We start from the raw sequence: 26,562 nt of genomic DNA on the forward strand, positions 1-26,562 counted from the left end.
TGAACAAATATGTTTTTACAAAGCCACTATTTCTTGCCATGAGGAATTTCAAATTACACAAAATTATCCGCAGACCCCCTGGATAAGAACGGCAGTTGCTTTAAGCTGGATTTAAACTCCACCTAAGCAACTGCCTTTTTTCATTGGCTGCCACTTATTCTTTCCTGACCAACCGCCTGCAGCTGTTGCTCATATTTTAAAGCCGCAGCAGGGACTCAGCTGAATCTATATTTTAAATTTACTAACCGCAAGCTGCAGTTCTTGAGCCATTGCCGTAAGTGTCTGGCTGGAAACGGCCAATTCCTCCAGTACTGCCGATTGTTCTTCTATTGAGGCGGAGACGGTTTGCGCCTGACTTGCTGCTTCGTTACTTACCTGATTTATTTTATTGGTGGATTGTACTATTTGTTGACTGCCATTGACCATTTGCTGACTGGCAGCAGCTATTTGATTAACCTGACCGGCTACCTCTGTAACTAACACCAAGATATCGTTAAATACCTGCCCTGCCGAAGCCACAACCCCGGCTCCTACCTTGACTTCGTGCGTGCTGTCATTCATAGCTGCCACCGTTTTATCCGTATCCCTTTGAATCTCCCCAATTAAAGCGGCAATCTGTTTGGCGGCTTCCTGAGACTGTTCGGCAAGTTTCCGCACTTCCTCTGCCACAACTGCGAAACCACGGCCCTGCTCTCCCGCTCTGGCCGCCTCGATAGCAGCGTTCAAAGCTAATAAGTTTGTCTGTCCGGCAATTCCGGAGATGGCATCAACGATACTTCCTATTTCTGTAGACCTTTCACCAAGTTTAGCAAGCTCTGCGGCCGAATTAACAACCGATATTTCAATAGCATTCATCTGATTTAGCGCATCGGCAACAGCTTTACTGCCTTGCTGCGCCGCGTCAGTAGTTTTGCTCGACCTTACCGCTGCGTCATTTGCATTGGCCGCTACCTGTTGCAGGGCAATTACAAGCTGTTCTATGACGCTGGCAGTTTCCTCAACCGCTGCACGCTGTTCCTCTGCACCACGCGCCATATCATCAATAGTGGCTGCCACCTGATTAACGGCTTGTGCAGACTGCTCGCCATTTTCTTTAAGTGTATGCGACGCTGCGGTCAATATCCCGGCTGAAGAATTAACGTTGGCAATAAGTGATTTCAGGCGTTCGATCATTTGGTTAAAGCCTTGCGCCAATGTACCGATTTCATCTTTGGAAGCTACCTCGACAAAATTCGTCAGATTCCCGCCGGCTACCCGTTCGGTCGCCAAAACCAAATTCCGGATGGGGCTTGTCATTTTATTAGAGATAACAACAGCAATAATACTCACGCTAATCAGTACCAGCAGGGAAATTCCACCAACAAACAGGACAACTTTATCTCTGGCTGCATTAAGTGTTTCCATGTTTTTGCCGACAAACAACGCTCCCATCGGCTTATCTTCCGGCCCCATTAGCGGTTTATAAGCTGTAATATAAGGAATGCCGACTACCGCAACTGTACCAACATACTCTTGCCTGTCCTTAAGTACCTTACTGGCAATTTCTTCATCTAATTTACTCCCTAACATTCGCTGACCGTCTCTCATAATGGTAGTGGCCACCCGCTCATCTCCTAAGAAGAGAGTTACATCTGTACCAAACGCCTCCTTGATTCGATCGACAACAAGATCATTACTAATATAATATCCTGCCGAAATGACCCCAACAATCCGGCCAGCTTCATCTTTTACCGGAGTTCCTGCCCGGGCGGAAAACTTCACTACTGTTCCCGATTCAATAGCAGCATAGGCCACGCCTTTAAGAGCATTCTTAATATTATCCTGATTTACTACACTATCGCCTCTTTTCTGGTCATGAGTCCGGACAATAACCGTTCCTGTCTCATCAGTTATTGTGGCAAAGTCAATATTGGCCCGCGATAGCAGCGGCCCCAGCTGCTCTAAAATCGTAAGTGCATCTTTGTCTTTAATGCCTTTGATAACACCCGGATGACTGGCCATAACAGCACCAAAATTCAACGCGTTTTTCTGATAATCTTTTAGTGTGATGGTAAGTCCTTTCATTCCTGCCTGCACCTGTTCAGCAGCAATCGTATTATTATATTGAGTAAATAAAAAAAGTGCAGGTACCAAGGTAGCCACTACAGCAAACAGAGTAAGTAATACTGCAATCAAAATTAATTTTAACTTAATCCCGGCTTTACCTGCCTTACTAAAAAAGCTGACAATATTTCTTGTTTGAAAAAATATTTTCATATGCTTACAACCTCCTTTTATAGATAACTGTCTTCTCCGAAAGCAATATTTTTTTACAGTTCAGTATGGATATGGGCTAACTCGAAAATAAAGAAGGCTAAAGCATCGCAGCGATGGCTTCAGCCTTCAGTTTTCTGATTGGCTTTTAACATATTTTATACGTTTTGGGAAAATACCGGATTAGTTTGTTGTTGCAATGCATAGTAACGCAATTTGTCCGGAAAACTCCATTTTCATTGGCGGCCATATATAGACTCCTCCTCTTTAAAAATAAAAAAAGACTGAAAGCAAGCGGATACTACCGCTCGGCCTTCAGTCTTCTGATCAACCTAACTTTTATAGTATATAGTATACCATGGTTTTCCAAAATATTCAACATGTACTTGCTACTGGTAAACGCTTGAAGTCTCTCTTTTATCTATGTAGATACCCCATCAGTCAGTAAATACACCAGGGAGAATCATACCGATTCTCCCTGTTCTGAGGTTACTCAATGGCCTTACACTTTGTTAGCTGTTAGGCTTCCCTTCGTCTGTTTGCTTAACTTCCTTGTTTTTGCGGGTAAGCCAGATAATTGCGGCCCCCGCCAGGCTAAGCAAGCTGCCGCCAATTGTTGTGAAAAAGGCTGTTTTAAGGCAAGCTCCGCCATGAGTGCAAATCCCGATGACCCAGGGCAGCGGCAGGATAATAATAATAATACCTGCCAATAAAATGACAAATCCGCTTAATGCCTGCGCCTCGGTTGTACGTAACACTAACAAGGAAACGGCCAGGATAAGTGCCAGCAGAGTCACGAGAAACTCAGCCTGGTAGGCGTAATGGCACCGCATCGGGCTGCCCGCTCCCGCTAATCCGGTGCAAATCGGTATACCTCTGGGCAGTACCAGCAGCACAAGGCTTATTAAAATAGCGCTCCAGGCCAGTGCTTTATAACCTTTCAATCCCCATCAACTCCTCTATTATTTTCACACCCGGCAGCTGTCGCCGGCGGCAACCGGCAGCACCGAATGGGTATGGGGGTGATGGCTGCCCGGATTATGGTCCCTGAATGGCGCTCTGTTTACCCCACTGTATAAAACTCCAAGGCCTAATAAAAATACAACCAGCGCACCAATAAAAAATCTTTCTAAGCTCATGCTTTAAGCCTCCTCTCTGCTATAAATAAAAGGCCGGAGTTCCCCGACGGACTACTCCGGCCTTTAGTCAATACTAATCAACCAATCAACATTATATTTATATATAATTACTTTTTACCCGGCTATTCCCAAAAGCCGCCGGGAAAGTCTTACCGCGTCGGCGGCGTTAACAGCATAGCCATCGGCCCCGATTTTATCGGCAAAGCTCTGTGAAATGGGTCCACCGCCAACAATGACTTTATAGCTGTCTTTAAGGTTCTGAGCCTGCAGAATCTCGACAACTGCGGCCATTCCCTCCATGGTAGTGGTCATGAGTGTTGCCATGGCAATAATGTCGGCATTCACTTCTTTGGCCTTTTCCACGAAAGCCAGTGGCGCAATATCTCTGCCCAAGTCATAGACTTCGAAGCCTGATGTCTCCAGCATGATTTTTACCAGGTTCTTGCCGATGTCATGGGTATCACCTTCTACCACCCCTATAACTATTTTTCGTTTCTCACCTTGCCCGGCAACTTTGATATGTCCTTTGAGCACATCAAGTCCGGCGTACATGGCATCAGAGCATAGCAGCAATTCAGGGATAAAGTACTCCTCTTCCTCAAATAGTACTCCCGCCCGGTCCATCCCATTTGACAGACCTTTTTCAACAGCTTCATAGGCATCAAATTTCTCCGCGATAATCTCCTGTGCCACACTTACCGCCAAATTCTCATCCATATCCACAACAGCATCTGATAGTTTTCTGAATAGGTCTTCCTTATTTGCCGCCATTTCAAGCCCTCCTATGATATTTAACATTACTTAATTCCACGCGCGAAGTGTCTTCCTCTCCCCGGCCGGCACCTAAAAATGCTACTGCATTAGCTAAGGGAACGCCGGGCGGAATATCACATCCGGGCATGAGAATATAGTTAGCTCCCCGGCCGGCTTGCTGAATGCATTGTTTAGCGGCCTGCACCACTTCAGCCGCTGAGCCGTCTTTAAGCAGCAGAGGATTTACGTTGCCGGCTAACGCCGTTTGTCCTGCCAGCCGCTGTTGTGCCAGCGCCAAATCCACCTTATAGTCAACAGATAATACATCAACACCCATCAGAGGCGCCAGGCTTACACGGTCTTTAATATTGCCGCAAATATGCAAAGCGGTATACGCTCCCCTGTTCTTCAATTCTTCGTTAACCTTCTTAATGTACGGGGCGGCGAACTCTTCAAAATGGCTGAGTGAAATAAGGTCTCCTGATGCAGTGGGTTCAGCAACCGATACTATGCCGGCTCCCCGGTCAATAGCCGGCGCCAGGTAGGCAATGCAAACCGCTGTCATGACTTCAAGCAAGGCATGTATACCTGCTTTGTCTTTATATAAACCTGACATTAGCTTTTCTACGCCGTAAAACTGCCCAGCCAGCGTGAACGGCCCCCAACCGGAAGTTCCGACCAGCACAGAATTACCGATTTGTCCGTTAACCTGCGAAATTATCGTGCGGATAGCGCAAATCCACTCATGATTGTCGATGCGGCTCAAGTCAAGCCGGTATGCCTCCGTGACTTTGGCAAACGCCGGCTCAATCACATCAATATTTCCCTGCGGCCGGAATTTAATTCTGCCGCCAAAGATATGCGCCAGCAGGTTATGGTAGCCGGACCCTGGCCAAACAATGTCAGACTGAATGCATTGGTTAATGGCAATAATGGCGGATACACCCAGTTCCGGCTTTTCAAGCACTTCCTGCAGCGTCAGACCCTTTTGTCTGAATGCCCAGGTTCCGCCGGACAGAAGTGCTGCCGGCAGCACTGGCTGCTCAGACGGTGCACTACTTTTAACCTGTAACGCATAGAGGATTCTGTCCTTAGGCAACATAGTTCCCCCTCATCTCCTCCCACTTCATTACCTGCCGGCAATAATTGTGCTGATTAAATCCTCGATAAGAGTTAAACCACCATTATACCCGGTATATCCCCTGCCGATAACCGCCCGGTTAGCCACCGGAAAACTTACGCTCAGATGCCCGGCTCCCAGTTCCCTGGCTAATTCCCGGTCAAGGGCGCTGCCAATAACAAAGGACGGATTGAGGGGATTGGCATATTTGCCGGCCTGAGACTGACTCCCGGCCCAATGCTCGCGCACCGCTGCGGCAATAGCGCTGCCATCGGTGTGAAAAATCAAGTTCGGGGACAAACCGCTGTCCAGCTTGCTCAACCGGCCGGTAATGCTCGCTTGTTGTTCTTCATCCAAAATATCTGTGATACCGACAACTTCCGGCAACCAGCCCAAATCGTCGCCCAGGAAGCGGGTGAGTGCCACTGCATAATTGGTATCGCCAATAATAACGGCATACCGCTGTAAATCCAGATCATTAAAACAATCGGCAAGTGGTTCCAATAAGCTGTAATAGCGTTTATTTTCATATTGGATAACCTCTTCCACCAGTGCCGGGTCTAAGTCCAACGCCTCTCCTACCTGCCGCAAAAATGCATTGGTAGCCGCAGGGCCTACCGGTAGCGGCGTGGACAAATAAGGGGTATCATGGACCTCCTGCGCCAGCCGGGCAGTACCTAAGCCAAAAACCTCCGACACCACGATATTCAAGGCTGCGCCGCCAGCTGCGCGGATTCTGTCTACACTGTCATCTACTGTAAAAAAGCTGTTTACCGTCAGTTCCAGCTTTTCCAGCAGCCGGCGAATGTTTTCGATATTGCCGCGCCAGAAAACATCGATAAACGGGGTAATTCCCCACAAATTTACTGATCGCGGCTGTTTTCTCCCGGTTTTCACGACAAAGTCTTTGAATAAGCTCTGCAGCACCAAATCATAGCCCTGGTAGGAATTGCCGCGAAATCCGCCGGTTTCAGCAAAGAAAATAGGAACACTTTGCTCCTGCAGAGGCCTGACTACCGAGCCAATATCGTCGCCGATGACCTCAGTGACACAACTGGTCAAAATAACATACAAATCGCCCCGCATAAGCTCCAGGGTATGTCTGACCTCTTCTGCCAGCCGTTCCGCTCCGCCAAAGACAACCTCACGTTCCTGAATATTAGAGCCGGGGATACTCAGTCCGCCGCAATAGCCACCAACCTGCAGGCCTGCTCCTCCTGCCTGCGTCCAGGCAAAATTACCGGCACAGCCTGGCGGCGCATGCAATATCGGCACCGCCTTGGGCAAAGCGCTCACGGCAGCGATAGCACCGCCCAGAGCGCAGGTATACCGAGGCCGCTCAATAAAATTGTAGTCGCTCATTCGCTGTCACCACCTGCCGTTACAATATACTTAAAGGGATTTTGCCGGTACCAGGATTCCTGGTACGGCAAACTGGTATAACGGCTGAGATTGGCGTTAAAACGGGGGTTTTTCAATTGACGATATAACCGTCTGGCCAGTTCATAGGCTCCCCGGTAGCCAACATAATGCAAACCGGTATTATAAATGACATGGGTGGGAATGCCCAGTTTAGCCGCCGTACTGTTGCCGTTCATATGCCCGAGAAAGACATCAGGCTGTATTTTGCGTAACAGATTGGCCTCTTCAAAAGGCTGGCAGTTGGCAATGTTTAACGGATACTCCTGCCCGGTTAACCGCACCAGCTTCTCGTATTCTACCTCGGCAAATTCATCATGGTGAAAAGCCCGGATACCCACGACCTCAAAACCCAGCTCAGCGAGCAGCAGCGCGGTGGAAAGAGCTCGAAACTCGCCGGCACTGCTAAACGCCTTCTTGTCGGCAAACATTGACTTGAGCGGTTTGAGCGCTGCTGCAAGTTCTGCTTCTTCTTGCGCAATCAGTTCCTTCGCCTCCGGACCAAGTCCAAAAAAACCGGCCACATCCTGCAGCCATTTACCGGTATTATCAATGCCTATCGGCATATGTTTAAGAATGAACGGCACCTGATACTTTTCTTTTAAATGGTTAAGCATATAGTCGTCATGTGTTGGACAAGTACTAATGGATAAATCAGCTTCAGCCATACGCTGCATACCGGCGGGGTCAGCAAAAACGGGGAAAATGTTAACCGCAAGTCCTAAGGCCTTTAGCAAACGCTCCAGCTCAAGTTCATCTACCCGCCCCATGGAAGACATATTCATTAGGTTGACCGTCTTGCCCGGCTTACTTGGCGCAATTTCTGCCTTGGTTTCAGGCAGCAGTGTCCGGCCAATGGCGTGGTATACGGCATCATAAGCGGTAGCCCAGATTTTAGTTTTGAAACCCTCACAGTGTACCGGCAATAGTTTGGCCTTGACCTCAGGCTGTGTCTGTTCCACTACGCCGTCCACATCATCACCGATAATGCCTGGGACACAACTGGATACCACAAAAATAACCGCAGGCCGATACCGCCTGTCGGCCTCAACAATAGCCTCAGCCAGCTTGGGTTCGCCGCCGCTGATAACATCGGCTTCGGTCAAACCGGTAGACAGCCACGTACCATCTTTTACCACACCCCAGCGCTGCATATTGCCACCACGTACGGCGGCATTGCCGCCATGGCAGGAAGAGCCGCAGCCCAGGCCGCCATGCATCAGCACCACACTGTTTGGTATACTGTTCATAGTACCCAGGGCCGGCAATAGCAGGCAAATGGAGTTTTGGGTAAAACTGCGCTCACTGGCAGGCAAACAGCAGCGCTGCCGCCGGCCGGCGACTTCGCCAAGTGTCGCCCCGTGGGCAATGCAGGCATTCAGTCTGTCTTCCCGGCGCGGCGGCTCCTTTAATGCAAAATGACTCATTGTTTCACCTCTCCCTTATAGCCCAAGCCCGACCAGCTTGTGTTCAACAGCCGACCAGGACCGTTTGGCATAGACCAGCGGGACGGACTGAGCTTTAGCATGACTTTTAACCACCTTGGCCATATTGTGATTGATATAGTCGGTAAAAACCAGGACGAAAGCCGCTGCTTTGGGTATATGCATTCGTTTTACCTCTCCGGGGTTTCGTCCGGTAATATGAGCGATTTCAGTTATTCCCATATCCCGCATTTTTTGTTCCATGCCACCCAAATAATCTGCGCCAATAACCAAAGCCGTCATATTCTCATCTCCTTCAAAAAAATTAAAGAGACAACCTATTTCGCTACAAGCGGAAAATCGGTTGCCTCCGGCTGCTCCCAGTCAGCAATTGCGCGCCTATTGAATTGGCTTTCATAACGAACCGTTCAAAAACAAAAAGAGGCAATCCTAAGCTGGTTAAACAGCTAACGATTGCCTCCGGTGTTCCGGTCAGCACATGAATACCACTCAAATATTAGGCTCATATTAGCATACCGCCTAAATAGGTGTCAATGCCTAAAAGGAAATTAATTGATTTTTTTATAAAATTAACCTTGACACTATTTTACTTTTCATCATATAATTGCCACAATACATGAATTGCACCGGCTGATCAGACATACTGAAGGCCAAAAGAAACCAGCGTTTCTTTTGGCCTTCTTTTATTTTGCCCGGCCTAATCCGCTGGTGCGGTTCTTGCCGCTGTCAACATTGCTGAGGCGCGGGCGGCCGTTATGCATAAGCGGACGGTAAGCGCCAGCGGCGCAGCGTGGTATGACGGGTCTGGTGCCGGCGCACAAAACTGATAACTGCTGTTAGACCAAAAAAAGGAGGTACAACTTATGATCCAAGATCAGATGACACCCATTGAGCGGCTGGCGGCCTACAATCTGGGAAAGCCTGTTGACCGTCTGCCGTGCGTCCCGATTGTCGGCAATACAGCGGCCCGGGTAATTGGGGTCAAAGTCGGTGAATTGCCGGCCAACGGAAAATTACTGGCACAAGCACAAATTGCCGCTTACCGCCGGTTTTGCTATGATATTATCCGCATATTTACCGACCTGTATGGTCAGGCCGAAGCCATGGGCGCCCGCGTCCGTTATCCGGAGGATGAAACAGCCTATCTTGACCGGCCGGCCATTGCCGATATCAGCCAGCTTGACCGCCTGACACCGGCCGACCCTTACCGGGACGGCAACCTTCCCCACCAGTTGGAAGCCATGAAAATCGCCATAGCCGAAGTAGGTAAAGAAGTGACAGTTACCGGAGCGCTCACCTGCCCGTTTACCAACGCTTCCTTTCTGATCGGGGCCGAAAACCTGGCCCGCCTTGTCGGCAAAAATCCCGACGCCGTGCATTATTTATGCCGCCTGTCACTGGAAACCTGCCTCAACTACGCCAAAGCCATCATCGATACCGGCTGTACCCCCAGTCTGACTGATCCCATGTCCTCTTCAACCATCATCAGCCCCCAGAAGTTCAGGGAATTTTCCTTTCCCTATCTGAAGCAATTGATTGATTATATTCATTCCCGCGGCAAGCCGGTAACGCTGCATATCTGCGGCAAAACCGCCAAGGTGTGGGAACAGATGGCCGAGGCCGGCGCCGATTGTATCAGTATCGACAATGCCGCCAGCTTATCTGAAGCCAAAACAAAAGTAGGGCACAAACTGCGGCTGATGGGGAATGTCCAGCCATCAGAAATCATGCTGCAGGGTTCCCCGGCTGCTGTTCGACTGGCTGTACTCAGCGGTGTCCGTGAGGCCTATGATAATCCTAAGGGTTATATTGTCGCTTCCGGCTGCAGTCTGCCTACAGAAACACCTTTCGCCAATATTGATGCCATGCTTGCCGCCACACGCGAAATTGGCTATCCCATCACCAAAGAAAAACTTGATCTTCTGGAACAGAGGTGGTCAAAATGACAGTTTTTACGGAAAAAGAGCGCTTGATTGCCGTGTTAAACCGGCAATCAACAGACCGCCCTCCGGTCATCTGCCCCGGCGGCATGATGAATGCCGCCATTGTCGAGGTTATGAACAGCAGCGGCCAAACTTTGCCTGCCGCCCACTCTGCTGCGGCTTTAATGGCAAACCTGGCTTATGCCGTACACCAGCTTACGGGATTTGAAAACTTCGGTTTGCCCTTTTGCATGACCGTAGAAGCCGAGGTATTGGGAAGCGAAATTGATTTAGGTACGTTAGCGTGTGAACCTAAAATAAGCCGCGAGACCTTTGCCGCCGCCGCCCGGGTAGAGTACAAGGACATCCCTGCCATGCTCAATTCCGGCCGGATACCGGTAGTCTGCCAGGCAACCGCTATCTTAGCCGGACAATATCCGGACATTCCCGTTATCGGCAGCCTGACCGGCCCGGTAAGCACCGCGGCTTCCATTGTCGATCCCATACCGTTCCTGAAGGATTTACGCCGGGACCCGTCTGCCGCACATCGCGTTTTCCAGTATGTAACTGAGCTCTTGATTGGCTTTGCCCACAAGTTAATTGACCACGGTGCTGCTGTAATTGCCATTGGGGATCCTACGGCGACAGGTGAAATTCTTGGACCTAAGATGTTTGGCGAGTATGCTGTACCCTACATCAATAAGCTTATTGACGCAGTGCACCAAAAGGGTGTTCCCGTTATCCTCCATGTCTGCGGCAATTTAAATAGCGTAAAACCCCTGATTCCCGGTATTAGGGCCAACGCCATCAGCACCGATGCCATGGTCAACTTAAAACACCTTAAAGCTGAGTTTCCTGAACTTACTACAATGGGAAATATCAGCACCTACCTATTGGAATTAAGCACTGTCGACAAGGTGTCCCTGCAAACCAAAAACCTTATCACCCAAGGCATTAATATCATCGCGCCGGCCTGCGGTCTAAGTACCTCCAGCCCCCTGGCCAATATCCAGGCTATGACCCAAACGGTTAAGGCGCATTCCCCGGGCGAAAGGGTGTGATGGCTATGGCCCTGTTACGTTTCCATCAGGAAAACAAACTCCCTTCTGCGCCTGTTTGCTTTGAGGCGACGGAGAATATTACCGTTCTTGCTGCTGCCAGGGCGGCAGGCGCCCTGGTCGAATCACCGTGCAACGGTACCGGAACCTGCGGCAAATGCAAGGTACGCATTCCCGCCGCCCTTACTGCTATCCGTCTTCCGGCAGGCTGTCATCACAGTCTGACGCCTGCGGAAGTAAAGGAAGGCATTTTTCTTGGCTGCATGACGGAAATTCAGGCTAACACTGCTGCCGATACCGTTATCGATATCGTTCTGCTGGAACGCCAGGACAAAACCGCTGTTCAGATACTCAGTCAGGGTCATCATCTGGACGTAGCTCTTGATCCGGTTATCAGGAAACAGTATATGCCGGCTGTGAATCAAACAGCAGTACTGGCCGGTAAGTCGATACTGGGGACAGAGCCGGGAAATTCCGCGCGCGTAGCCCACGGCCTGGTTGTTGACATTGGCACAACTACGCTGGTAGCCGCGCTGTTTGACCTGACTACCGGCCGGGAGCTGGCTACCGCCTCGGCGCTCAATCCCCAAAGCCTGCACGCTCAGGATGTTTTGTCCCGCATTAAAATGGGAGCAACCGCCGAGGGTTTGTCCACCCTGCATTATGACATTATCGCTGCCATCAATGCCATGCTCGACGGCTTACTGCAAGATACAGGCCTTACTCAACATACCCTCTACGAAGTCGTCTTCAGCGGCAATACCTGCATGCTCCATCTGGCGCTGAAGACCGACCCGGCTTCACTCGGCAAATATCCCTATATTCCCGTGCTGTGGGGCGACAGCTGCCACCAGGCGGCAGGTCTCGGCCTGCATACCGCCCCCTTTGCGCAGCTTTATTTACCGCCTGTTATGTCAGCCTATGTCGGAGCAGATATAACTGCCGGGATGTTAGCCGCCGATTTGGCCAACCTTAAAGGCACTACTTTGTTTGTTGATATCGGCACCAACGGCGAAATGGCCTTGGCAGATAACGGACGCCTGTCGGTAACTTCAACGGCTGCCGGGCCGGCCTTTGAGGGTATGAACATTGCCTGCGGCATGAGAGCCGCCCCTGGAGCCATTGAAAAATTCAAAATAGAGCACGACGGTTCAGCAGCCATCAAGACCATCGCCGGTCGCCCGGCTGTCGGCATCTGCGGCAGCGGCCTGCTGGACATTGTCGGTGAACTTGTCAGAACCAAGCTAATAAATAAGACCGGAAAATTTACCGGAGCTGAAAATAACCTGGCCCATCCACTGCAGCGGCAATTGAAAAAAGAAAATGGCAAAACCATTTTCGCTATCCACCCATCGGTTTATCTGTCGCAAAAGGATATTCGCCAGGTACAGCTTGCCAAAGGCGCTATCCGCGCCGGCATTGAATGCCTGCTCGCTGCCAGCGGACTAAGCGCTGCCGGAGTTGACCGCGTATTTATTGCCGGTTCTTTTGGTTTTCACCTTAACGCCGACAGCCTGATCAACATCGGTATGCTGCCTGAAGCATTTAAGGGTAAAATTGATTTCCTGGGTAATACGGCCAAAACAGGCGGTCAGGCACTGCTATTAAACCGGGATTCCCGCAAAAAAGCGGCCGTCCTGGTGAAACAGGCAAAGGTTTTAGAACTGGCCACCTATAGCGACTTTGATAAAACCTTTGTTAACTGCCTAAATTTCTAAGGAGGTACATTTTATGAGCCAGCCTAACGAGCTTGACCGGCTTAGCTGCACCGACTGCCGCCAGCTCAACTGCTATCGCCGCGATAAGCGGTTTCCCGAATTTTGTTTAAGTGTAACATCACGCGGCGCTGCCGATATTAACGCCGAAATAGAACAGTCAAAAACCGCCTATACCGAAGAAGGGCCTGACCGCCGGATGGCTCTGGCGGCAGCTGAAATTGAGGGCTTGTATTACGGCAAACTCACGCGGGTAGAGGAAATCATCGCTTTCGCCAAAAGAATTGGCGCCAAAAAACTTGGTATCGCCACTTGCATCGGCCTCATGGACGAAACCCGGGTATTCAGCCAAGTACTTGCCGCTAAGGGGCTTGAAAGCTACAGTGTCATCTGCAAGGTTGGTTCGCTTGACAAGACAGAAATCGGTGTACCGCCCGAGTATAAAGTACAGCAAGGCTGCTATGAAGCGCTCTGCAATCCTGTGCTTCAGGCCCGTCTGTTAAACCAAGCCGGAACTGACCTGAACGTGGTCGTCGGCCTGTGTGTCGGCCATGATTCCCTGTTCATCAAACACTCTGCCGCCCCGGTCACCACTCTCATAACCAAAGACCGGGTGTTAGGCCATAATCCGGCGGCAGCCCTCTATACCAGCGGGTTCTATTATAAACGGCTTTTACAGGAAGAAAAGGAGTGATTATTTGTGTTTAAACATCGGCTACTACTAACCGGTCTCATCGTTTCCCTTGTTTTCAGCCTGCTGGCAGCAGGCTGCGGTCAGCAAAAAACGCAGCAGGCAGACGCGCCTGCCAGTGCACAGTCAGCAGTACCGGCTGATAAAATCAAGTTTAACATTGGTTATTTGCCGGCTGTTGGCCATGTATTATATTTTGTGGCCAAGGAGAAAGGCTTTTATGAGCAGGAAGGGCTTGACGTCGAACTCTTCCAGTTTACCAATTCCGGGGAGGGCTTAAACGCCATCAAAGCCGGTAAACTGGACGCCGGCTCTTTCGGCACCTCAGCGCCTCAGGTCTTTATTGCCAAAGGAACACCCTTTGTCAATATTGGCGGTATGCAAAGCGAAGGCCATGCCATTGTAACCAAACCGGAAAATGCAGGACAATATTCTTCTGTGCAGAGTTTTGTCGGCAAAAAGGTAGCCACCGTTCGCCTGGCAACCGGTGATGCTGTCTGGCGGTCAGCAATGTCCCAAGCCGGTATTGACTGGAAAAACCAAGTAACAATCCAGGAACTTGACTCGCCGGCAGCCGTACTTGAGGCCGTAAAAAAGGGCGCGGCAGATGCCGGCCTGGTGTGGGTTCCCTTTTCGGAAATGGCTGAAAAACAAGGACTAAAAATTGTTTCCTGGTCGGCACAGCATATGGACGGACATGTCTGCTGCCGGGTAGTCGCCCTCGAAGACAAACTTAAATCCAATCAAGAGGCTTATATCCGCTATTCCCGCGCCAGCATTCGCGCCTATGACTTCTATCTTAACAACCATGCCGAAACCCTGGATATCATCAGTAAATATGTCAAATTAGATAAAGAGCTGCTCGAAAAAGCTACCTACAGCGGTCACATCCACAGCATTCCTGATCCTGATAAAAAACGCTTCACTGCTTTCTGGGAAGCCATGAAAACCGCCGGCTATATTGAAAGCGATATTGATATCACCAAACATGTTAACAGCGACATCTACAAAACGGCACTTGACCAGTTAATACAGCGTGAACCGCAAAACGCCACCTACCAGCAGCTTGCCAAAGACTTTGCAGCAAACAATCTGTAACCGGTTCCCCGCTGACTTTTAAACGGAAGGAGAATGCTTGTGGCTTTATTAAAACTAGACTCTGTGTCGCTTACTTATCCAGGCGATGACCGTCCGGCCATTGCCGATTTGTCACTAGCCATTGAACAGGGTGAATTTCTGGCAGTCGTCGGCCCCAGTGGCTGCGGCAAAAGCTCGACAATCGGGCTTTTGGCCGGGCTGACACCGGCTACAGGCGGCCTGCTTACCCTGAATGACAACCCGATTTTGGCTCCCGGCCCCGATAGGGCGGTAGTATTTCAGGACTATTCCCTGTTTCCCTGGATGACAGCCCTTGATAATATTATCTTTGCCCTCAAAGAATCCTGCCAGGCAACAGGCAAAGCAGCGCGGCAGGAAGCAAAAAAACTGCTCGACATGGTCGGATTAAGCAGCTACATCCACAAATACCCGTCAGAGCTCTCCGGCGGCATGCGTCAGCGGGTAGCCATCGCCAGGGCTTTTGCCCTGGATGCTCCCGTCTATTTGCTGGATGAACCCTTTGGCGCCGTAGATGCCAAAAACCGGGTAAGCCTACAGGATTTACTGCTCCAGCTTTGGACGGCAAACGGCACCCAAAAAACCATCTTACTGGTTACCCACGATATCGACGAAGCGCTATACCTTGCCGACCGGATTGCGGTATTCACTCCCGGGCCCGGCAGAGTGCTGAAAACCGTTGCTGTTCCATTCTCCCGGCCCCGGCGGCGGTTTTTCCTGGTGCAAGACCCCCGTTATGTGGAACTGCGCAATGAGATTCTGTCACTGCTGCAAAAAGAAATCCTCGAAGAGCTTCAGCAAGTGGAAGGAGGCGCCGGCATATGAGCCAAACCAGCCGTGACCGCCTGGCGCTGGGTATTGCCATCCTGTTCCTCTGGCAGTTAACCACTGCCTGGTTAAAACTGCTTGATCCCCAGCTATTTCCCCAGCCCCTGCAGGTCCTTAACCTGCTGGTCGAAGATCGCCAGGTATTTTTGCAAAGTCTGGGCAGTTCCCTCAAGCTCCTATTTTGGGGTTACTTCCTGGCTGTAATTCTGGCCGTCCCACTGGGACTGATTGTCGGCTGGAACCGGCGGCTGCGCCTGGCTATTGAACCGGTTACCAATGTCCTCGGCCCCATTCCGCCCATTGTCTATATTCCTTATGCCATTGCCATCTTGCCGACATTTACGCAATCCTCCGTCTTTATCATATTTATCGGCGCTTTTTGGCCATTATTTATGAATACAATAGCCGGCGTGGAAGCGCTGGAAAAAGGCATTGTCGATTCGGCCAGGACCATCGGTGTCGGCAGGAAATCCATGCTGATTAACATTCTGCTGCCCGGAGCTATGCCGCATATTGTCAGCGGCGGCGTCATCAGTATGGTGTTGGCCTTTATCCTGCTTACGGCTGCCGAAATGATTGGCGCCACCAGCGGCCTGGGCTGGTATGTAAAATACTTTTCCGACTTTGCCGACTACCCCCGGGTAGTCGCCGGAATCATTGTCATCGGCACAGTTGTCCTGTCACTAATGACCTTATACCGGCGTTTTACCGGTTATCTGCTGCGCTGGCGAAAATAAGGCAAAATTACAGGCAAGCTAAATAATAGTTACTAAAAAACGGCAGCATATACCTTTACAAGGAATACGCTGCCGTTTTATTTACATTTTTTCTTGCGTTTAATACAGTCGGCAAAGGCCTCCAGTCTGGTAAGAACACCAACATCGCTAGAGTGTTCATCAACACTTAATGACAGTAACGGCACCTCCAGGTCCTGGGCAATATTTTTGAGTGCGTACTGGGCTACCTGTTCAGGCATACAACCAAAGGGATATATGTGGATAATCCCGTCATAACCGTGCCGGGCACACCATAACGCGCTGCCTACCGACTTCAGCCCTTCACCGCCGACATGATGGTTAAGATACGGTTTTGCCTGCCGCCGGTATGCCCTTTCCTCACTATATAACCCCAGGAAACTTAATAACGTATTGGCATAGACCCATTCACCGGTATTAATAAACTTTTTAACCTCCACCCCTTGTTTAACCAGTACATCTTCCACTCTATGGTTGACATACGGTTCCAGCAGCAAATAGAATTCCCCGACTAAGCCAACCTTCGGCGGCTGGCGGCCGGCAGCATCTCCCAGCAGTTTTATGGATTCAATAATTTGCTCCCGCTTAGCCTTAATATCGCTGAAAGTCCGGCAATCCATAAACTTGCCGGCAGAGCCGGCGGCTATGTCAATGATTCGATCAGGCTCAGCCGACCGTGAGCCATAGAAATTTTTGGCACTGTTTATGTCATCAAGTGCTTTCAGCATTTTTATCGTCATGGCCAGTTGTTTTAGTATTGCCAAACGGCCGGCCTGAGGGGCCAGCTGTTGTAAACAGTGATATAACCCGGTAAACAGATGGTCGACATCGATGGTGCAAAACTCCACAGGTTTGAGCTTGGAGAGCTGAAGCTGTTGAATGGCATGATAAAAACCCAGACGGCATTTTCCGGCACCACATACAGTCACGAAGGTGTCGGCCCCCTGGTCAATACTCTCCAAAAAATTACCCATAGTGATCTTGTAGGGCAGACATGCCCCTTCCGGCGAATGCAGCGAACCTAAGTCTACCGTTTTTTTGGAGATTGGCGGAGCTGCAACAACCTCAACACCAAGGTTTGTCAGTAAATGATAGACCGGTAGGCTAAGATAGCCCATGTGGGGATAACTTACCTTCAAGCTTTAACATCCTTTCCACTATATCCCAGAACGCTTCCACTCGCGTAATAAGCCCGGCGCTGCCGGTATGTTCATCAATAGTCAGCAGCAGATAAGGTTTATTGCCTGGCTTAAGAATATGATGCTCCAGATATTCGTTAACAAGCGAATCGGGACCGCAGCCAAAACTTGTCACTAAAATGATACCGGCAATATCGGCTTGCCGGCAGAAATGCCGGACAGCACCGGCAAGTTTTATCGATAATTGCCAATAGATATCCTGCCGGTACTCTTTAGCTTCTTCGTAAAGTATTTTGTTTGGCAAATCAGCCGGGGTGATAATATCCACTGCCTGGGATTTAAGTTTTCTCTTAATATCACTATTGAAAAAAACATCATTGATTATGTAACTATGGCCAATCACCGCAATTTTAGGCCTGGGCGGCTGGCTGAGCCCGGGCGGGATAGCCTTCTGCCAATTTTTAAGAGTCTTATAATACGCCTGCTGCCCGTCAATAGCAGATACCCCTAACGGCTGGCAGATAGTCTGAATTGCCTGTAAGGTTGTAGCAGCAGACCTATCCTCGATATTGGGACTAATTATCTTTTCCTTAGCCAGCCTAAAGGTATTTTGCACAATATCCGGTAAACCGGCCAGCTTGGCGCACAGATGATTATCGGGGTAATACTGGGCGATACGAGGTACGAATATATGACTGCAGGTGTCCAGTAAGGACGCCGTATGGCCTAAGTAAACCTTCAAAGGTATACAGGATTCATCAATGGCCAGCGCCATCCCCCGGTCTATTATTTGTTTATTGGTTTCACCGGAGAGAACTGCCGCTACTCCGATATTCTGAAAAAAATCCAGCCACAAGCTGCCGAACTCATGATAGAGCAATGCTTGAGGAATGCCGACCTTAACCGCCATCTGTCTCACCCTATTATATTTAGTTTACATTAACAAGGAGGTAGGTGAACTACCTCCTTGCTTCATTATTCTTGCTGATTAGCCAATTTAGTTTCTGAGGTAGAGCTTACACGGCTATTGAGTTGGGCAATATGCCGCTCCATATCCTGGGACATTTGTTCAAACATGGTCTGTGCACCGGAATCGTCAGTAGATGTAGCAAAGGTAGCATACGTGCCTTTAGCGGCTTCCGCAGCAGCCAGAGCCTTCTCCAGGTCTTTTTTTACCGTCATAATACCAGCCTCCTAATTGATTGTTAAGGTTCCATTTACTATTGTTTTACAGACCACAGGTAATTATAAGTGGAACTATGTGCCATTGCTGTTCAAAACAAGCGTTAGTTACCGTCTCCGGGCATATACTTTTTAAAACAGCATGATTAGGAGGGTTATTTTGGTATTCTTATATGCCTTTCTGGCCGTTCTTTGCCTGGGCTCAGCGCCATTGTTCGGCAAATCAGCCCTTCACAATATCAATCCTGTCACCACGCTGGTAGTCAGGACTTTCATCGCCACCGGCCTTATCAGTATCTGGCTGCTCCTTACCAAAACCCCTATTGGGTTTACGGCTTTATCATTATCCAGCTGGCTCATGGTCGGGATGGAAGCCGTCTTAGCGGCCGTCCTGGGCGAATTGGCGTATTTTTACGCACTCCAAAAAGGCGATGTTTATGAGATTGCTGTACTCATGTCCTGTGCGCCGCTGGTAACGATGGTCTTGGGCAACGTATTTTTGAGTCAGCCGTTGTCTCTGCGCCAGCTTATCGGAGCACTTATTGTCACCATCGGTCTGATAATATTGTGCAGCGATTAATCCGTAAAATTAATTGTCACTATTTTTTTTACTATAATTTGACGGGGTTTTGCGATTGATAAACAGCTGTCCTTTAGAATCAATGCCGGCATAGGTTACCTCAGAAATATCGGTGATATCTTGCTTGGCTAATTCCTCCTCCAGCCAGGCTTGTGACCGGTGCTTTTTTCGTAAATTATGCTCAATGACTACCCCGTCCATAATGAATTCCACCGGGAAAACCGGATCAGGCAGGTGAATATTAAAATCACTTTTCGTCACAGGCTGATTGTCAGTCTTTTTTATTACACTTAACTTGCCTGTGGTTTCTAAAATTGCGTATTGTACTTCGGCAGGGTCTAAGACCCCCTGTTCGCGCAATTGTCCATGCAGTTCATCCAGGTCATAGCGCAGGTGCCCCATATTTTCTTCAATAATCTTTCCATTTTCGATCACGATTGTGGGCGAGCCGTCAATTAACTTCCTGAGAGGACGGCTTTTGACGGTAATAAGCGATACGGCATAGGTGAGTGCCACAAATAAAATAAGATCATAATAATGGTTCCACACTTTATCGGCGTCAGCTGCCGCTATGTTGGCAGCAAGCGAGCCGATGGTAATGCCGCTGATGTATTCATAGTATGTCAGTTGTCCGACCTGCGTCTTACCAAGTACCCGGGTTAAAACCAGCAGTCCTAAGAATACCAGTCCGGTCTGCCACGTATCGCGAATAAATTCCTGCCATTCCATGGTGCTGCCTCCTTTACAAACCCATATGTGCTATAGGGTGCGCAAAGGACAAAGAAGATATCCTCCACTTGTTTATAATGTCCCGGGTAAAATTTTTCAGCCTATTTTACTGAATTAACCTTGCTAAAAGTAACCATACTATGGTAAACGGAGGTACTTCAAATGACAGTTGCTTCTCAAGTCAAACAAACATTAGCTACTTTAAAAGGTACTCAGGGTACATTAAGACTCTATACAGCGCAGACACGGGATGAAGAAACCAAGTTAGTCTACAAGGAAGCCTTGGCAGCTACCGGGATAATTATTAACGACCTTGAGAGAAGATTGCAGACATTAGAGTATCAGGAACCACAATATAAAGGAAATTAGAACTTTGCGTTGCCTAACCACTTGGATTATATAGTTATCTAACCTCAAATTATAAGTGACGCAAGGTACTAGTCAGGAGATTAAACAATGCAGGCATGGCTACAGATATTACTTAGTTCAGTTTCGTTATTCTTTTTGCTGCTGCTTTTGACCAGGGTGATGGGAAAGAGAAATCTTGCCCGGATAACGCCGTTTCGGTTTGTATGTTACATAGCAGCGGCAGTAATTGCCGCCGCCATATCCTTACAGCTTACCAGGCCTGCCGTCGGACTTGTTGCGCTTAGTGTCTGGGTGCTGCTGCCGATAGCTTTGGATTATTTGTCCCTTAAAAGCAAATGGGTTCATGACATGGTGAATGGAAAGGAAACGGTGTTAGTCAAGCATGGAAAAATTATGGAGGAAAATCTCCTGCAAACAAGGCTAACCGGCGAAGAACTGCTGCGGGAGCTTCGTTCCAAAAATGCTTTTAATCTGGCAGATGTAGAATTTGCGGTAATGGAAGATACCGGTGACATCAGTGTATTTATGAAATCTGACAAAAAGCCTGTAGCGGCACATGATCTGGGGATAAAAACGGCCCCCCTGGCAGAACCGCAGACAGTCATCCTTGACGGCAACATATTGCCTGAGCCGCTCGCGTCTTTAGGCTTTAACACCGAATGGCTGGGCATCCAACTGGAGACAATAGGGGTATCGCTGGATAATGTTTTTGTCGGACAAGTAGACTCTTCCGGTGATTTGTACCTCGATTTATTCGATGACTCGGTACAGCTGCCGCAGCCCAAAATCAAGGAAATGCTGTATGCGAACTTTGAGAAAGTGCAGGCCGACCTCACAACCTTTTCACTGGAAACCCAGAATGAGGCTGCCAAACAAATGTATGCTGAGCATGCAAAGCAGATAAGCCGCCTTATGGCTAAGCTTAAACCATATTTATTGCGTTAGAAGGTGGATTATATTGTCAAGTATCAAACGCAAGAAGCTGACCCCCGCCCAGCAGCAGTACCAGGACTTTGCCCGCGCGCGGGAGCCGCAGCGTCCCCTATTCAAAAACTGCATTCGCGCTTTTATTGTCGGCGGCATTATCTGTACGATAGGCCAGGGAGTACAGTTGTTTTTTATGACCTATTTTAATTTTGATGAAAAGACAGCCGGCGATCCGACGGTGGCTATTATGATTTTGCTTTCCGTGATCCTTACCAGTATCGGAGTATATGATCACATCGCTCAATGGGGCGGTGCCGGGAGTGCAGTGCCGGTTACAGGGTTTGCCAATACTATTACCTCAGCCGCCCTTGACCATAAAAGCGAGGGGTTTGTACTGGGTGTCGGCGGCAATATGTTTAAAATCGCCGGACCGGTTCTGGTATTTGGTGTCTTTTCCGCTTTTGTTGTCGCCATTGTGCGGGTACTCATAACATCGTTAGGTGGAATGTAAATGCTGCAAGGTCATCAAACATGGATTTTTCCGTCTAAACCGGCAATCATTGCTTCGGCGGCTATCGGCGGGCCTTTCGAGGCCCAGGGCAATCTGGCAGGCGATTTCGACCTGCTTCACGGTGATATCTGGCTTGGTCAGGACAGCTATGAACAAGCCGAAAAACTACTGTTGGAGCAAGCTTGCGAAACGGCAATTAAGAAGGCTGGGCTTAAAAAAGAAGATATCCAGTTTTTCTTCAGCGGCGATCTGATTAACCAGATTATGCCCAGCAGCTTTACCGCCCGAACCCTTGCCGTTCCCTATTTGGGTATTTATGGCGCCTGTTCCAGCTCGATGGAAGGCCTTTCCCTGGCCTCGGCAATTATTGATGGCGGTTTCGCCCAGAATGCACTTGTTGGTACATCCAGCCACAATGCCGCCTCGGAAAAACAATACCGTTATCCTACCGAATATGGTGCACAAAAGCCTCCTACCGCCCAGTGGACTGTGACCGGAGCCGGTGCCGCCGTTGTCGCCAGGCAAGGGGAAGGCCCGCGAGTTATCGCCTCTACAATTGGGCGTGTAATTGACATGGGGCTTTCCGATCCTTTTAACATGGGCGCCGCCATGGCTCCGGCTGCCGTTGACACCATCCAAGCCCATTTTCGGGATCTGAACATATCCCCCAATCACTATGACCTGATTACCACCGGCGACCTGGGCAAGGTTGGTCACCGGATTGCCGGCGATCTGCTTACCAAACACGGCCTGGATATCCCGGTGGAAAAATTCACCGACTGCGGTCTGTTAATGTACAAAGAAGACCAGCCGGTTATCGCCGGCGGCAGTGGCTGCGCCTGTGTTGCCACAACTACGTTCGGCCACCTTTTAAACCGCATGCGCCGGGGGGAATTGAACCGGATGCTGGTCATTGCCACAGGCGCTTTGCTCTCTCCCATGTCATATCAGCAAAAAGAAAGCATACCTTGTGTTGCCCATGCGGTGGCAATAGAAATGTAAAAGGAGGCTTATGTTGGAAAAGTTTATTTTGGCATTTGTCGTTGGTGGAACCATCTGCGTAATTGGACAACTCCTGATGGACGGACTGAAGTTAACGCCGGCACACACCATGGTTGCGCTGGTAGTGACCGGAGCTGTGTTAGGCGGCTTTGGCGTATATGACGATTTAATTAAATTTGCCGGTGCGGGAGCATCGGTTCCGATAAGCAGTTTTGGCAATCAACTGGTAAAGGGTGCCCTGCAGGAGGCGGAAAAAACCGGTCTTGTCGGCGTGTTGACCGGTATTTTTAAAGTTACCAGCGCCGGCATTTCAGCGGCCATTATTTTCGGGTTCCTGGCAGCCTTACTCTGTAAGCCCAAAGGCTAAGTCAACCATTTATTCGTGCCTGTGGGCTATACCTCCCATTTACAGCAGCCGGGAGTCTTAACACAGGTTAGGCATCAGGTACATGCTCTGCTGTAAAAGGAGGTGAAGAAAGATGACAGTAGGTACTCAGATGACTCAGGCCATCGCCACAGTGCAAAATGCCGCAGCTACGATGAAGACATTTTCATTGGAGACGCAAGACCAGCAAGCAAAACAAACCTTTGAGCAACTGGCAACAACACTTGATAATGCCGTTGAAACATTACAACAAAGACAAAAATATGTTGAGAAGCAGGAACCCCAATACAAACAGCAATAAGCTCAGCCCGGAATATGAACAAAGCTGGAACGAAAGTTCCAGCTTTGTTCATGCCCCTTTATTTAACCCTTGCACCTATGTGACTAATCTCTATTTCCGCATTAAGAAACACGGCTTGCACCAAGCCTTTGGCAATGGTGGAAGCCGATGCTGATCTTATCCTGTTCTCTAAGAAAATTATATTTCTATTGGGATAAAAAAAATAAGCATATTAAACAGCCTTATTGGCTTATTTATTGTTTGGTAAACATTGCGTCAACATAATTGTGCATATGCCTCATGAATTCGTCCAACACCAGCGGCGACTGTTTGGTTTTCAAGGCGTTAAGAATCCGCAGATGCTCCTGTGCCTTCTCCTCAAAGGTACCCAGTGTTACAATATCTTGGTTCATAACAATCAAAAGCTGGTAAAACAAACCCTCCAGAATCTGCGCACGCCGGCTGCTTTCAGAAGCATTCCACAAATAACGGTGAAAAGATAAATCCAATGTATTCAACAAGGATACACGCTCCTCATCGTTACTACATCGTCCTTCGCCATTTTTCATCTCCCGCGTCAGATTGTACAATTCCTGGTAATCGTTCTCCTGCAGCTTGTCTTGGGTGACAAGTACATGCAATATCTGAATTTCAAGCGAGATGCGTACCTCAAATACCTCGAGAACCTCTTTAGGACTCAATTCCAGAACCTGATTACCTCTTCTCGGCGAAAAAGAAATAATCCCTTGTTCGTTCAGAATTCGCATCGCCTCGCGTACGGGGGCGCGGCTGGTGTTTAACTCGCTGGAAATATCCGCCTCAATCAGTTTATCGCCGCTTTTCAATGCACCGGACAAAATTTTACTTTTCACATAAGCAACAACTATATCGCTCAGACTTTTTTTCTCGTATGCCGGCATAATTTCCATGCCTTGGATTCACCATCTTTTCAGAAATTTTACATATTGTATTATACCGCACTATGCCCGTTCTGTACAGAGCGGTTCCTGCGGCATTTCCCTTAATCGGGAAGAATATTTCCCTGCATCGGTAAGAAAAGGCTTGTGAGCGGCGATAATACCATTGCTTTTTTAACAAGACCGGACAATCAAAGTCATATATACCTTGATTGTCCGGTCTTTTCTTATCCCTTCAGCCAACTACAATTTGAACCTGCTTACGGCCCCAGTCAATGTTTCCGCCATTTGGGCCAAAGCCTCACTGGCGGCAGCGATTTCTTCCATGGAGGCTGCCTGCTCCTCTGTAACCGCTGAAACCGTCTGGGTTTGACTGGCAGTATCTTTGTTTATTTCATCAATTTCTTTTACGGCGGCAACAATTTCCTGGCTGCCACCGGCAACCCGCTGCACCGTATTGGTAATTTTGCTCACCTGTTCTGATACCTGATCAAACAGTGTCACAATCTCGGCAAAGGCGAGACCTGCATTATTGACAACTTCCGCCCCGATCTTTACCTCACGCGTGCCCTCATCCATAGCCATAACCGCACTGGTAGTCTCACTCTGGATTTCGCCAATTAATCCGGCAATCTGCTTGGCGGCTTCCTGGGACTGTTCCGCCAGCTTGCGCACTTCTTCGGCCACTACCGCAAAGCCGCGACCTTGTTCACCGGCACGGGCTGCCTCAATGGCGGCGTTGAGGGCTAAGAGGTTGGTCTGACTGGCAATACCGGCAATGGTATCGACAATCTGGCCGATTTCTTTGGAGCGTTCCCCCAGCTTAACAACAATCTGCGCGGTATGGGTCACTTTGGTCTCAATAGTAACCATTTGCCGCACTGCTGCTTCGACCGCCTCGCCCCCTTCTTGGGCAGCGCCTGCTGCTTTCCCGGAAGTCGCCTCAACTATGCCGACATTGTCGGCAACCTGGTTAATCTCGTTTGCAATGCGATCAACAATAGCTGTAGCTTGGTTAACGGCTCCGGTTTGCCGCTCGGTACCGGCGGCCACCGCCGTAATACTCATGGCCGTTTGGGTTGCACCTTGCGCCGACTGCTCGGCACTTGCCGTCAGTTCTTCCGACGAAGAGGCCAGTTGCTCTGAAGATTGCATGACCTGCACCATCAGGCTGCGCAAGTTGCCGGACATAGTGGCAAAGGCCGCTGCCAACTGACCGATCTCATCCTTGCCCGCCTGGGTTTCCCCGATGTCGCTAAGATCGCCTACAGCCACCCGATTGGCGGTTTCAGACAATTTTCGTATAGGGTTGACAATGCGCCGATTTACAAAATAGGATAACGTGAACACAAACAGGAGAATGGAGACAATCACCAATATCAGGTTAGAATACATCAGACTGTTCAAGCCGGCAAAGACTTCCTCCGCCGGGTAAACCAACAGCAGGGTCATTCCGGTATCGCCTACCGGCGAGTATACAATGTAATTATCTTTTACTTGCATGATTCCCGCTTGCTTCGCTTGCAGCGCTGCTTCACCCAGCGCCCGCCATTCCTTGTCAGACACCTCTGTGAGCTTTACTGATAAGTCCTGGATCTGCTCGGTTTTACTGCCGGTATAGTTGCCAATAACCATACCGGCCCGGGTAAGTGCGAAGGCATAACCGTTCTGCCCCACACGGATGTCTGCCAGCTGCCGCTTAAAAATGTCCAGAGTGAAATCTGCTTCCGCCACACCAATGCGCTTACCGTTTTTATCGATTGGATGAACACAGGTTACCCAGATCAGATTAGGGTCGCTTTGGTCCACATACGGTTCTGAGTAATCAACTGTCTTTTGCAAGCCGATACCTAATTTATACCATGCTTTAGCATGATAATCCACTACACTGTATTCCCACGTTAAAACCGGTATACCGTTTTTGTCCTTCATCATGTACGGGTAATGATTTTTCACATCCGGCTGATAGGCGTACGGTTCAAACGCCATGCCGGCACCGGCAAAGGACTTGCTTTTCTGCACGCTTTTCTTAATATAACTAAGGACAATCTCTTCCTGGTACTCCGGCATGGTTGTAATCATATTGCCCAGGGTTATAGCTTCGTCGGAAATCTCTTTGATCGGAATATATAGTGATGTTGCTTCTTGCAGAGCCTGAGTCAATAATTTTTCTTCTTGCTGAGTTACCGCATACTCTTTGACCTGCGTTGACGAAATATAGGTCTGAATACCAAAGACCAGTAGAGTAATGCCGGTAATGATAAGGATAAAAAAAGTCCGTATGCTCTTCACAGGCTTCTCTCCTCTAAATTATAAGATTTTCTCAG

28 protein-coding genes are annotated in these 26,562 nt (G+C 49.1%); 14 read left to right on the forward strand and 14 right to left on the reverse strand.

From position 1 onward, the window contains the following. Window positions 1-225: 225 nt before the first annotated feature. The 8 genes from GT1_RS19755 to GT1_RS19790 all read right to left on the reverse strand — a co-directional run bounded on the left by GT1_RS19755 (window position 226) and on the right by GT1_RS19790 (window position 8,411). Window positions 226-2,256, reverse strand: coding sequence for a methyl-accepting chemotaxis protein (locus GT1_RS19755; protein WP_188400160.1), 2,031 nt, complete (start codon window positions 2,254-2,256; stop codon window positions 226-228). 509 nt (window positions 2,257-2,765) lie between these two features. Continuing rightward, window positions 2,766-3,197 (reverse strand): DUF4418 family protein, encoded by a 432-nt coding sequence (locus tag GT1_RS19760; RefSeq protein WP_188400161.1) that lies wholly within the window; start codon window positions 3,195-3,197, stop codon window positions 2,766-2,768. A gap of 24 nt (window positions 3,198-3,221) precedes the next feature. Further along, window positions 3,222-3,392, reverse strand: coding sequence for a hypothetical protein (locus tag GT1_RS19765; protein WP_188400162.1), 171 nt, complete (start codon window positions 3,390-3,392; stop codon window positions 3,222-3,224). Window positions 3,393-3,506: 114 nt separating this feature from the next. Further along, window positions 3,507-4,163, reverse strand: a complete 657-nt coding sequence (locus tag GT1_RS19770; protein ID WP_188400163.1) for a corrinoid protein — start codon at window positions 4,161-4,163, stop codon at window positions 3,507-3,509. A 1-nt stretch (window position 4,164) separates the two neighbouring features. After that, the gene (locus GT1_RS19775) at window positions 4,165-5,247 is read right to left on the reverse strand and encodes a uroporphyrinogen decarboxylase family protein (protein ID WP_188400164.1); all 1,083 of its coding nucleotides are present in this window, start codon (window positions 5,245-5,247) and stop codon (window positions 4,165-4,167) included. Between the two features lie 27 nt (window positions 5,248-5,274). After that, a complete protein-coding gene (locus GT1_RS19780) occupies window positions 5,275-6,627 on the reverse strand; it encodes a nitrogenase component 1 (RefSeq protein WP_188400165.1) in 1,353 nt (450 codons plus the stop codon). Next, entirely contained in the window at window positions 6,624-8,111 is a 1,488-nt protein-coding gene (locus GT1_RS19785) for a nitrogenase component 1 (RefSeq protein WP_188400166.1), read from the reverse strand. Before GT1_RS19785 ends, GT1_RS19780 begins: the two co-directional genes overlap by 4 nt. 15 nt (window positions 8,112-8,126) lie before the next feature. Beyond that, complete coding sequence (locus GT1_RS19790) at window positions 8,127-8,411, reverse strand: DUF2325 domain-containing protein (protein WP_075753712.1); 285 nt, start codon at window positions 8,409-8,411, stop codon at window positions 8,127-8,129. Window positions 8,412-8,992: 581 nt separating this feature from the next. Between GT1_RS19790 and GT1_RS19795 the strand changes: the two genes are divergently transcribed. The 7 genes from GT1_RS19795 to GT1_RS19825 are packed head-to-tail and all read left to right on the forward strand — an operon-like array spanning window position 8,993 to window position 16,196. Then, complete coding sequence (locus tag GT1_RS19795) at window positions 8,993-10,075, forward strand: uroporphyrinogen decarboxylase family protein (RefSeq protein WP_188400167.1); 1,083 nt, start codon at window positions 8,993-8,995, stop codon at window positions 10,073-10,075. Then, a complete protein-coding gene (locus GT1_RS19800; protein ID WP_188400168.1) occupies window positions 10,072-11,112 on the forward strand; it encodes a uroporphyrinogen decarboxylase family protein in 1,041 nt (346 codons plus the stop codon). The genes GT1_RS19795 and GT1_RS19800 overlap by 4 nt, the downstream gene beginning before the upstream one ends. Before the next feature lie 5 nt (window positions 11,113-11,117). Continuing rightward, window positions 11,118-12,827, forward strand: a complete 1,710-nt coding sequence (locus GT1_RS19805) for an ASKHA domain-containing protein (protein WP_188400169.1) — start codon at window positions 11,118-11,120, stop codon at window positions 12,825-12,827. Window positions 12,828-12,840: 13 nt separating this feature from the next. Continuing rightward, window positions 12,841-13,518 (forward strand): DUF1847 domain-containing protein, encoded by a 678-nt coding sequence (locus GT1_RS19810; protein ID WP_188400170.1) that lies wholly within the window; start codon window positions 12,841-12,843, stop codon window positions 13,516-13,518. 6 nt (window positions 13,519-13,524) lie between these two features. Beyond that, on the forward strand, window positions 13,525-14,613 hold the full coding sequence (locus GT1_RS19815) for an ABC transporter substrate-binding protein (protein WP_188400171.1): 1,089 nt from the start codon (window positions 13,525-13,527) through the stop codon (window positions 14,611-14,613). A gap of 39 nt (window positions 14,614-14,652) precedes the next feature. Beyond that, window positions 14,653-15,456, forward strand: coding sequence for an ABC transporter ATP-binding protein (locus tag GT1_RS19820; protein ID WP_188400172.1), 804 nt, complete (start codon window positions 14,653-14,655; stop codon window positions 15,454-15,456). Continuing rightward, window positions 15,453-16,196: an ABC transporter permease gene (locus GT1_RS19825; RefSeq protein WP_188400173.1), complete on the forward strand. Its 744-nt coding sequence runs from the start codon at window positions 15,453-15,455 to the stop codon at window positions 16,194-16,196. The genes GT1_RS19820 and GT1_RS19825 overlap by 4 nt, the downstream gene beginning before the upstream one ends. A 77-nt stretch (window positions 16,197-16,273) precedes the next feature. On the opposite strand, the gene GT1_RS19830 is transcribed toward GT1_RS19825, so the two are convergent. The 3 genes from GT1_RS19830 to GT1_RS19840 form a co-directional block, all read right to left on the reverse strand. Beyond that, a complete protein-coding gene (locus tag GT1_RS19830) occupies window positions 16,274-17,353 on the reverse strand; it encodes a hypothetical protein (RefSeq protein WP_188400174.1) in 1,080 nt (359 codons plus the stop codon). After that, window positions 17,319-18,263, reverse strand: coding sequence for an acyl-CoA dehydratase activase-related protein (locus GT1_RS19835; protein ID WP_188400175.1), 945 nt, complete (start codon window positions 18,261-18,263; stop codon window positions 17,319-17,321). The genes GT1_RS19830 and GT1_RS19835 overlap by 35 nt, the downstream gene beginning before the upstream one ends. Before the next feature lie 65 nt (window positions 18,264-18,328). Further along, entirely contained in the window at window positions 18,329-18,535 is a 207-nt protein-coding gene (locus GT1_RS19840) for a DUF1657 domain-containing protein (protein WP_075753696.1), read from the reverse strand. A gap of 160 nt (window positions 18,536-18,695) precedes the next feature. Here GT1_RS19840 and GT1_RS19845 point away from each other — a divergent pair, with 160 nt between their 5' ends. Further along, entirely contained in the window at window positions 18,696-19,115 is a 420-nt protein-coding gene (locus GT1_RS19845; protein ID WP_188400176.1) for an EamA family transporter, read from the forward strand. A gap of 9 nt (window positions 19,116-19,124) precedes the next feature. Here GT1_RS19845 and GT1_RS19850 read toward each other — a convergent pair whose 3' ends face one another. After that, complete coding sequence (locus tag GT1_RS19850) at window positions 19,125-19,844, reverse strand: DUF421 domain-containing protein (RefSeq protein ID WP_188400177.1); 720 nt, start codon at window positions 19,842-19,844, stop codon at window positions 19,125-19,127. A gap of 162 nt (window positions 19,845-20,006) precedes the next feature. On the opposite strand from GT1_RS19850, the gene GT1_RS19855 reads away from it, so the two are divergent. The 6 genes from GT1_RS19855 (at window position 20,007) to GT1_RS19880 (ending at window position 23,339) form a co-directional block, all read left to right on the forward strand. After that, the gene (locus GT1_RS19855; RefSeq protein WP_075753690.1) at window positions 20,007-20,213 is read left to right on the forward strand and encodes a DUF1657 domain-containing protein; all 207 of its coding nucleotides are present in this window, start codon (window positions 20,007-20,009) and stop codon (window positions 20,211-20,213) included. Window positions 20,214-20,300: 87 nt separating this feature from the next. Continuing rightward, entirely contained in the window at window positions 20,301-21,158 is an 858-nt protein-coding gene (locus tag GT1_RS19860) for a DUF421 domain-containing protein (RefSeq protein WP_188400178.1), read from the forward strand. A gap of 13 nt (window positions 21,159-21,171) precedes the next feature. Continuing rightward, on the forward strand, window positions 21,172-21,651 hold the full coding sequence (spoVAC, locus tag GT1_RS19865) for a stage V sporulation protein AC (RefSeq protein ID WP_075753686.1): 480 nt from the start codon (window positions 21,172-21,174) through the stop codon (window positions 21,649-21,651). Next, window positions 21,652-22,653 (forward strand): stage V sporulation protein AD, encoded by a 1,002-nt coding sequence (gene spoVAD / locus GT1_RS19870; RefSeq protein ID WP_188400179.1) that lies wholly within the window; start codon window positions 21,652-21,654, stop codon window positions 22,651-22,653. 10 nt (window positions 22,654-22,663) lie between these two features. Continuing rightward, window positions 22,664-23,020: a stage V sporulation protein AE gene (gene spoVAE / locus GT1_RS19875; protein WP_198930888.1), complete on the forward strand. Its 357-nt coding sequence runs from the start codon at window positions 22,664-22,666 to the stop codon at window positions 23,018-23,020. Between the two features lie 112 nt (window positions 23,021-23,132). Next, entirely contained in the window at window positions 23,133-23,339 is a 207-nt protein-coding gene (locus tag GT1_RS19880) for a DUF1657 domain-containing protein (protein ID WP_075753680.1), read from the forward strand. A 233-nt stretch (window positions 23,340-23,572) separates the two neighbouring features. On the opposite strand, the gene GT1_RS19885 is transcribed toward GT1_RS19880, so the two are convergent. Continuing rightward, on the reverse strand, window positions 23,573-24,247 hold the full coding sequence (locus GT1_RS19885; RefSeq protein WP_075753678.1) for a GntR family transcriptional regulator: 675 nt from the start codon (window positions 24,245-24,247) through the stop codon (window positions 23,573-23,575). A gap of 231 nt (window positions 24,248-24,478) precedes the next feature. Further along, complete coding sequence (locus tag GT1_RS22410; RefSeq protein WP_223226393.1) at window positions 24,479-26,527, reverse strand: methyl-accepting chemotaxis protein; 2,049 nt, start codon at window positions 26,525-26,527, stop codon at window positions 24,479-24,481. Between the last annotated feature and the right edge of the window lie 35 nt (window positions 26,528-26,562).

Source organism: Sporomusa sp. GT1 (assembly GCF_014634905.1).
GTDB classification, from domain to species: Bacteria; Bacillota; Negativicutes; order Sporomusales; family Sporomusaceae; genus Sporomusa; species Sporomusa sphaeroides.

Excerpts from the sequence above, each read along its gene's own strand:
- GT1_RS19765 (WP_188400162.1), bottom strand. The coding sequence starts at position 3,392 with ATGAGCTTAGAAAGATTTTTTATTGGTGCGCTGGTTGTATTTTTATTA.
- GT1_RS19800 (WP_188400168.1), top strand. The coding sequence starts at position 10,072 with ATGACAGTTTTTACGGAAAAAGAGCGCTTGATTGCCGTGTTAAACCGG.
- GT1_RS19835 (WP_188400175.1), bottom strand. The coding sequence starts at position 18,263 with ATGGCGGTTAAGGTCGGCATTCCTCAAGCATTGCTCTATCATGAGTTC.
- GT1_RS19795 (WP_188400167.1), top strand. The coding sequence starts at position 8,993 with ATGATCCAAGATCAGATGACACCCATTGAGCGGCTGGCGGCCTACAAT.
- GT1_RS19825 (WP_188400173.1), top strand. The coding sequence starts at position 15,453 with ATGAGCCAAACCAGCCGTGACCGCCTGGCGCTGGGTATTGCCATCCTG.
- GT1_RS19785 (WP_188400166.1), bottom strand. The coding sequence starts at position 8,111 with ATGAGTCATTTTGCATTAAAGGAGCCGCCGCGCCGGGAAGACAGACTG.
- GT1_RS19810 (WP_188400170.1), top strand. The coding sequence starts at position 12,841 with ATGAGCCAGCCTAACGAGCTTGACCGGCTTAGCTGCACCGACTGCCGC.
- GT1_RS19855 (WP_075753690.1), top strand. The coding sequence starts at position 20,007 with ATGACAGTTGCTTCTCAAGTCAAACAAACATTAGCTACTTTAAAAGGT.
- GT1_RS19860 (WP_188400178.1), top strand. The coding sequence starts at position 20,301 with ATGCAGGCATGGCTACAGATATTACTTAGTTCAGTTTCGTTATTCTTT.
- GT1_RS19880 (WP_075753680.1), top strand. The coding sequence starts at position 23,133 with ATGACAGTAGGTACTCAGATGACTCAGGCCATCGCCACAGTGCAAAAT.
- GT1_RS19885 (WP_075753678.1), bottom strand. The coding sequence starts at position 24,247 with ATGGAAATTATGCCGGCATACGAGAAAAAAAGTCTGAGCGATATAGTT.
- GT1_RS19755 (WP_188400160.1), bottom strand. The coding sequence starts at position 2,256 with ATGAAAATATTTTTTCAAACAAGAAATATTGTCAGCTTTTTTAGTAAG.
- GT1_RS19790 (WP_075753712.1), bottom strand. The coding sequence starts at position 8,411 with ATGACGGCTTTGGTTATTGGCGCAGATTATTTGGGTGGCATGGAACAA.
- GT1_RS19780 (WP_188400165.1), bottom strand. The coding sequence starts at position 6,627 with ATGAGCGACTACAATTTTATTGAGCGGCCTCGGTATACCTGCGCTCTG.
- GT1_RS19770 (WP_188400163.1), bottom strand. The coding sequence starts at position 4,163 with ATGGCGGCAAATAAGGAAGACCTATTCAGAAAACTATCAGATGCTGTT.
- spoVAE (WP_198930888.1), top strand. The coding sequence starts at position 22,664 with ATGTTGGAAAAGTTTATTTTGGCATTTGTCGTTGGTGGAACCATCTGC.
- spoVAD (WP_188400179.1), top strand. The coding sequence starts at position 21,652 with ATGCTGCAAGGTCATCAAACATGGATTTTTCCGTCTAAACCGGCAATC.
- GT1_RS19850 (WP_188400177.1), bottom strand. The coding sequence starts at position 19,844 with ATGGAATGGCAGGAATTTATTCGCGATACGTGGCAGACCGGACTGGTA.
- GT1_RS19840 (WP_075753696.1), bottom strand. The coding sequence starts at position 18,535 with ATGACGGTAAAAAAAGACCTGGAGAAGGCTCTGGCTGCTGCGGAAGCC.
- GT1_RS19775 (WP_188400164.1), bottom strand. The coding sequence starts at position 5,247 with ATGTTGCCTAAGGACAGAATCCTCTATGCGTTACAGGTTAAAAGTAGT.
- GT1_RS19805 (WP_188400169.1), top strand. The coding sequence starts at position 11,118 with ATGGCCCTGTTACGTTTCCATCAGGAAAACAAACTCCCTTCTGCGCCT.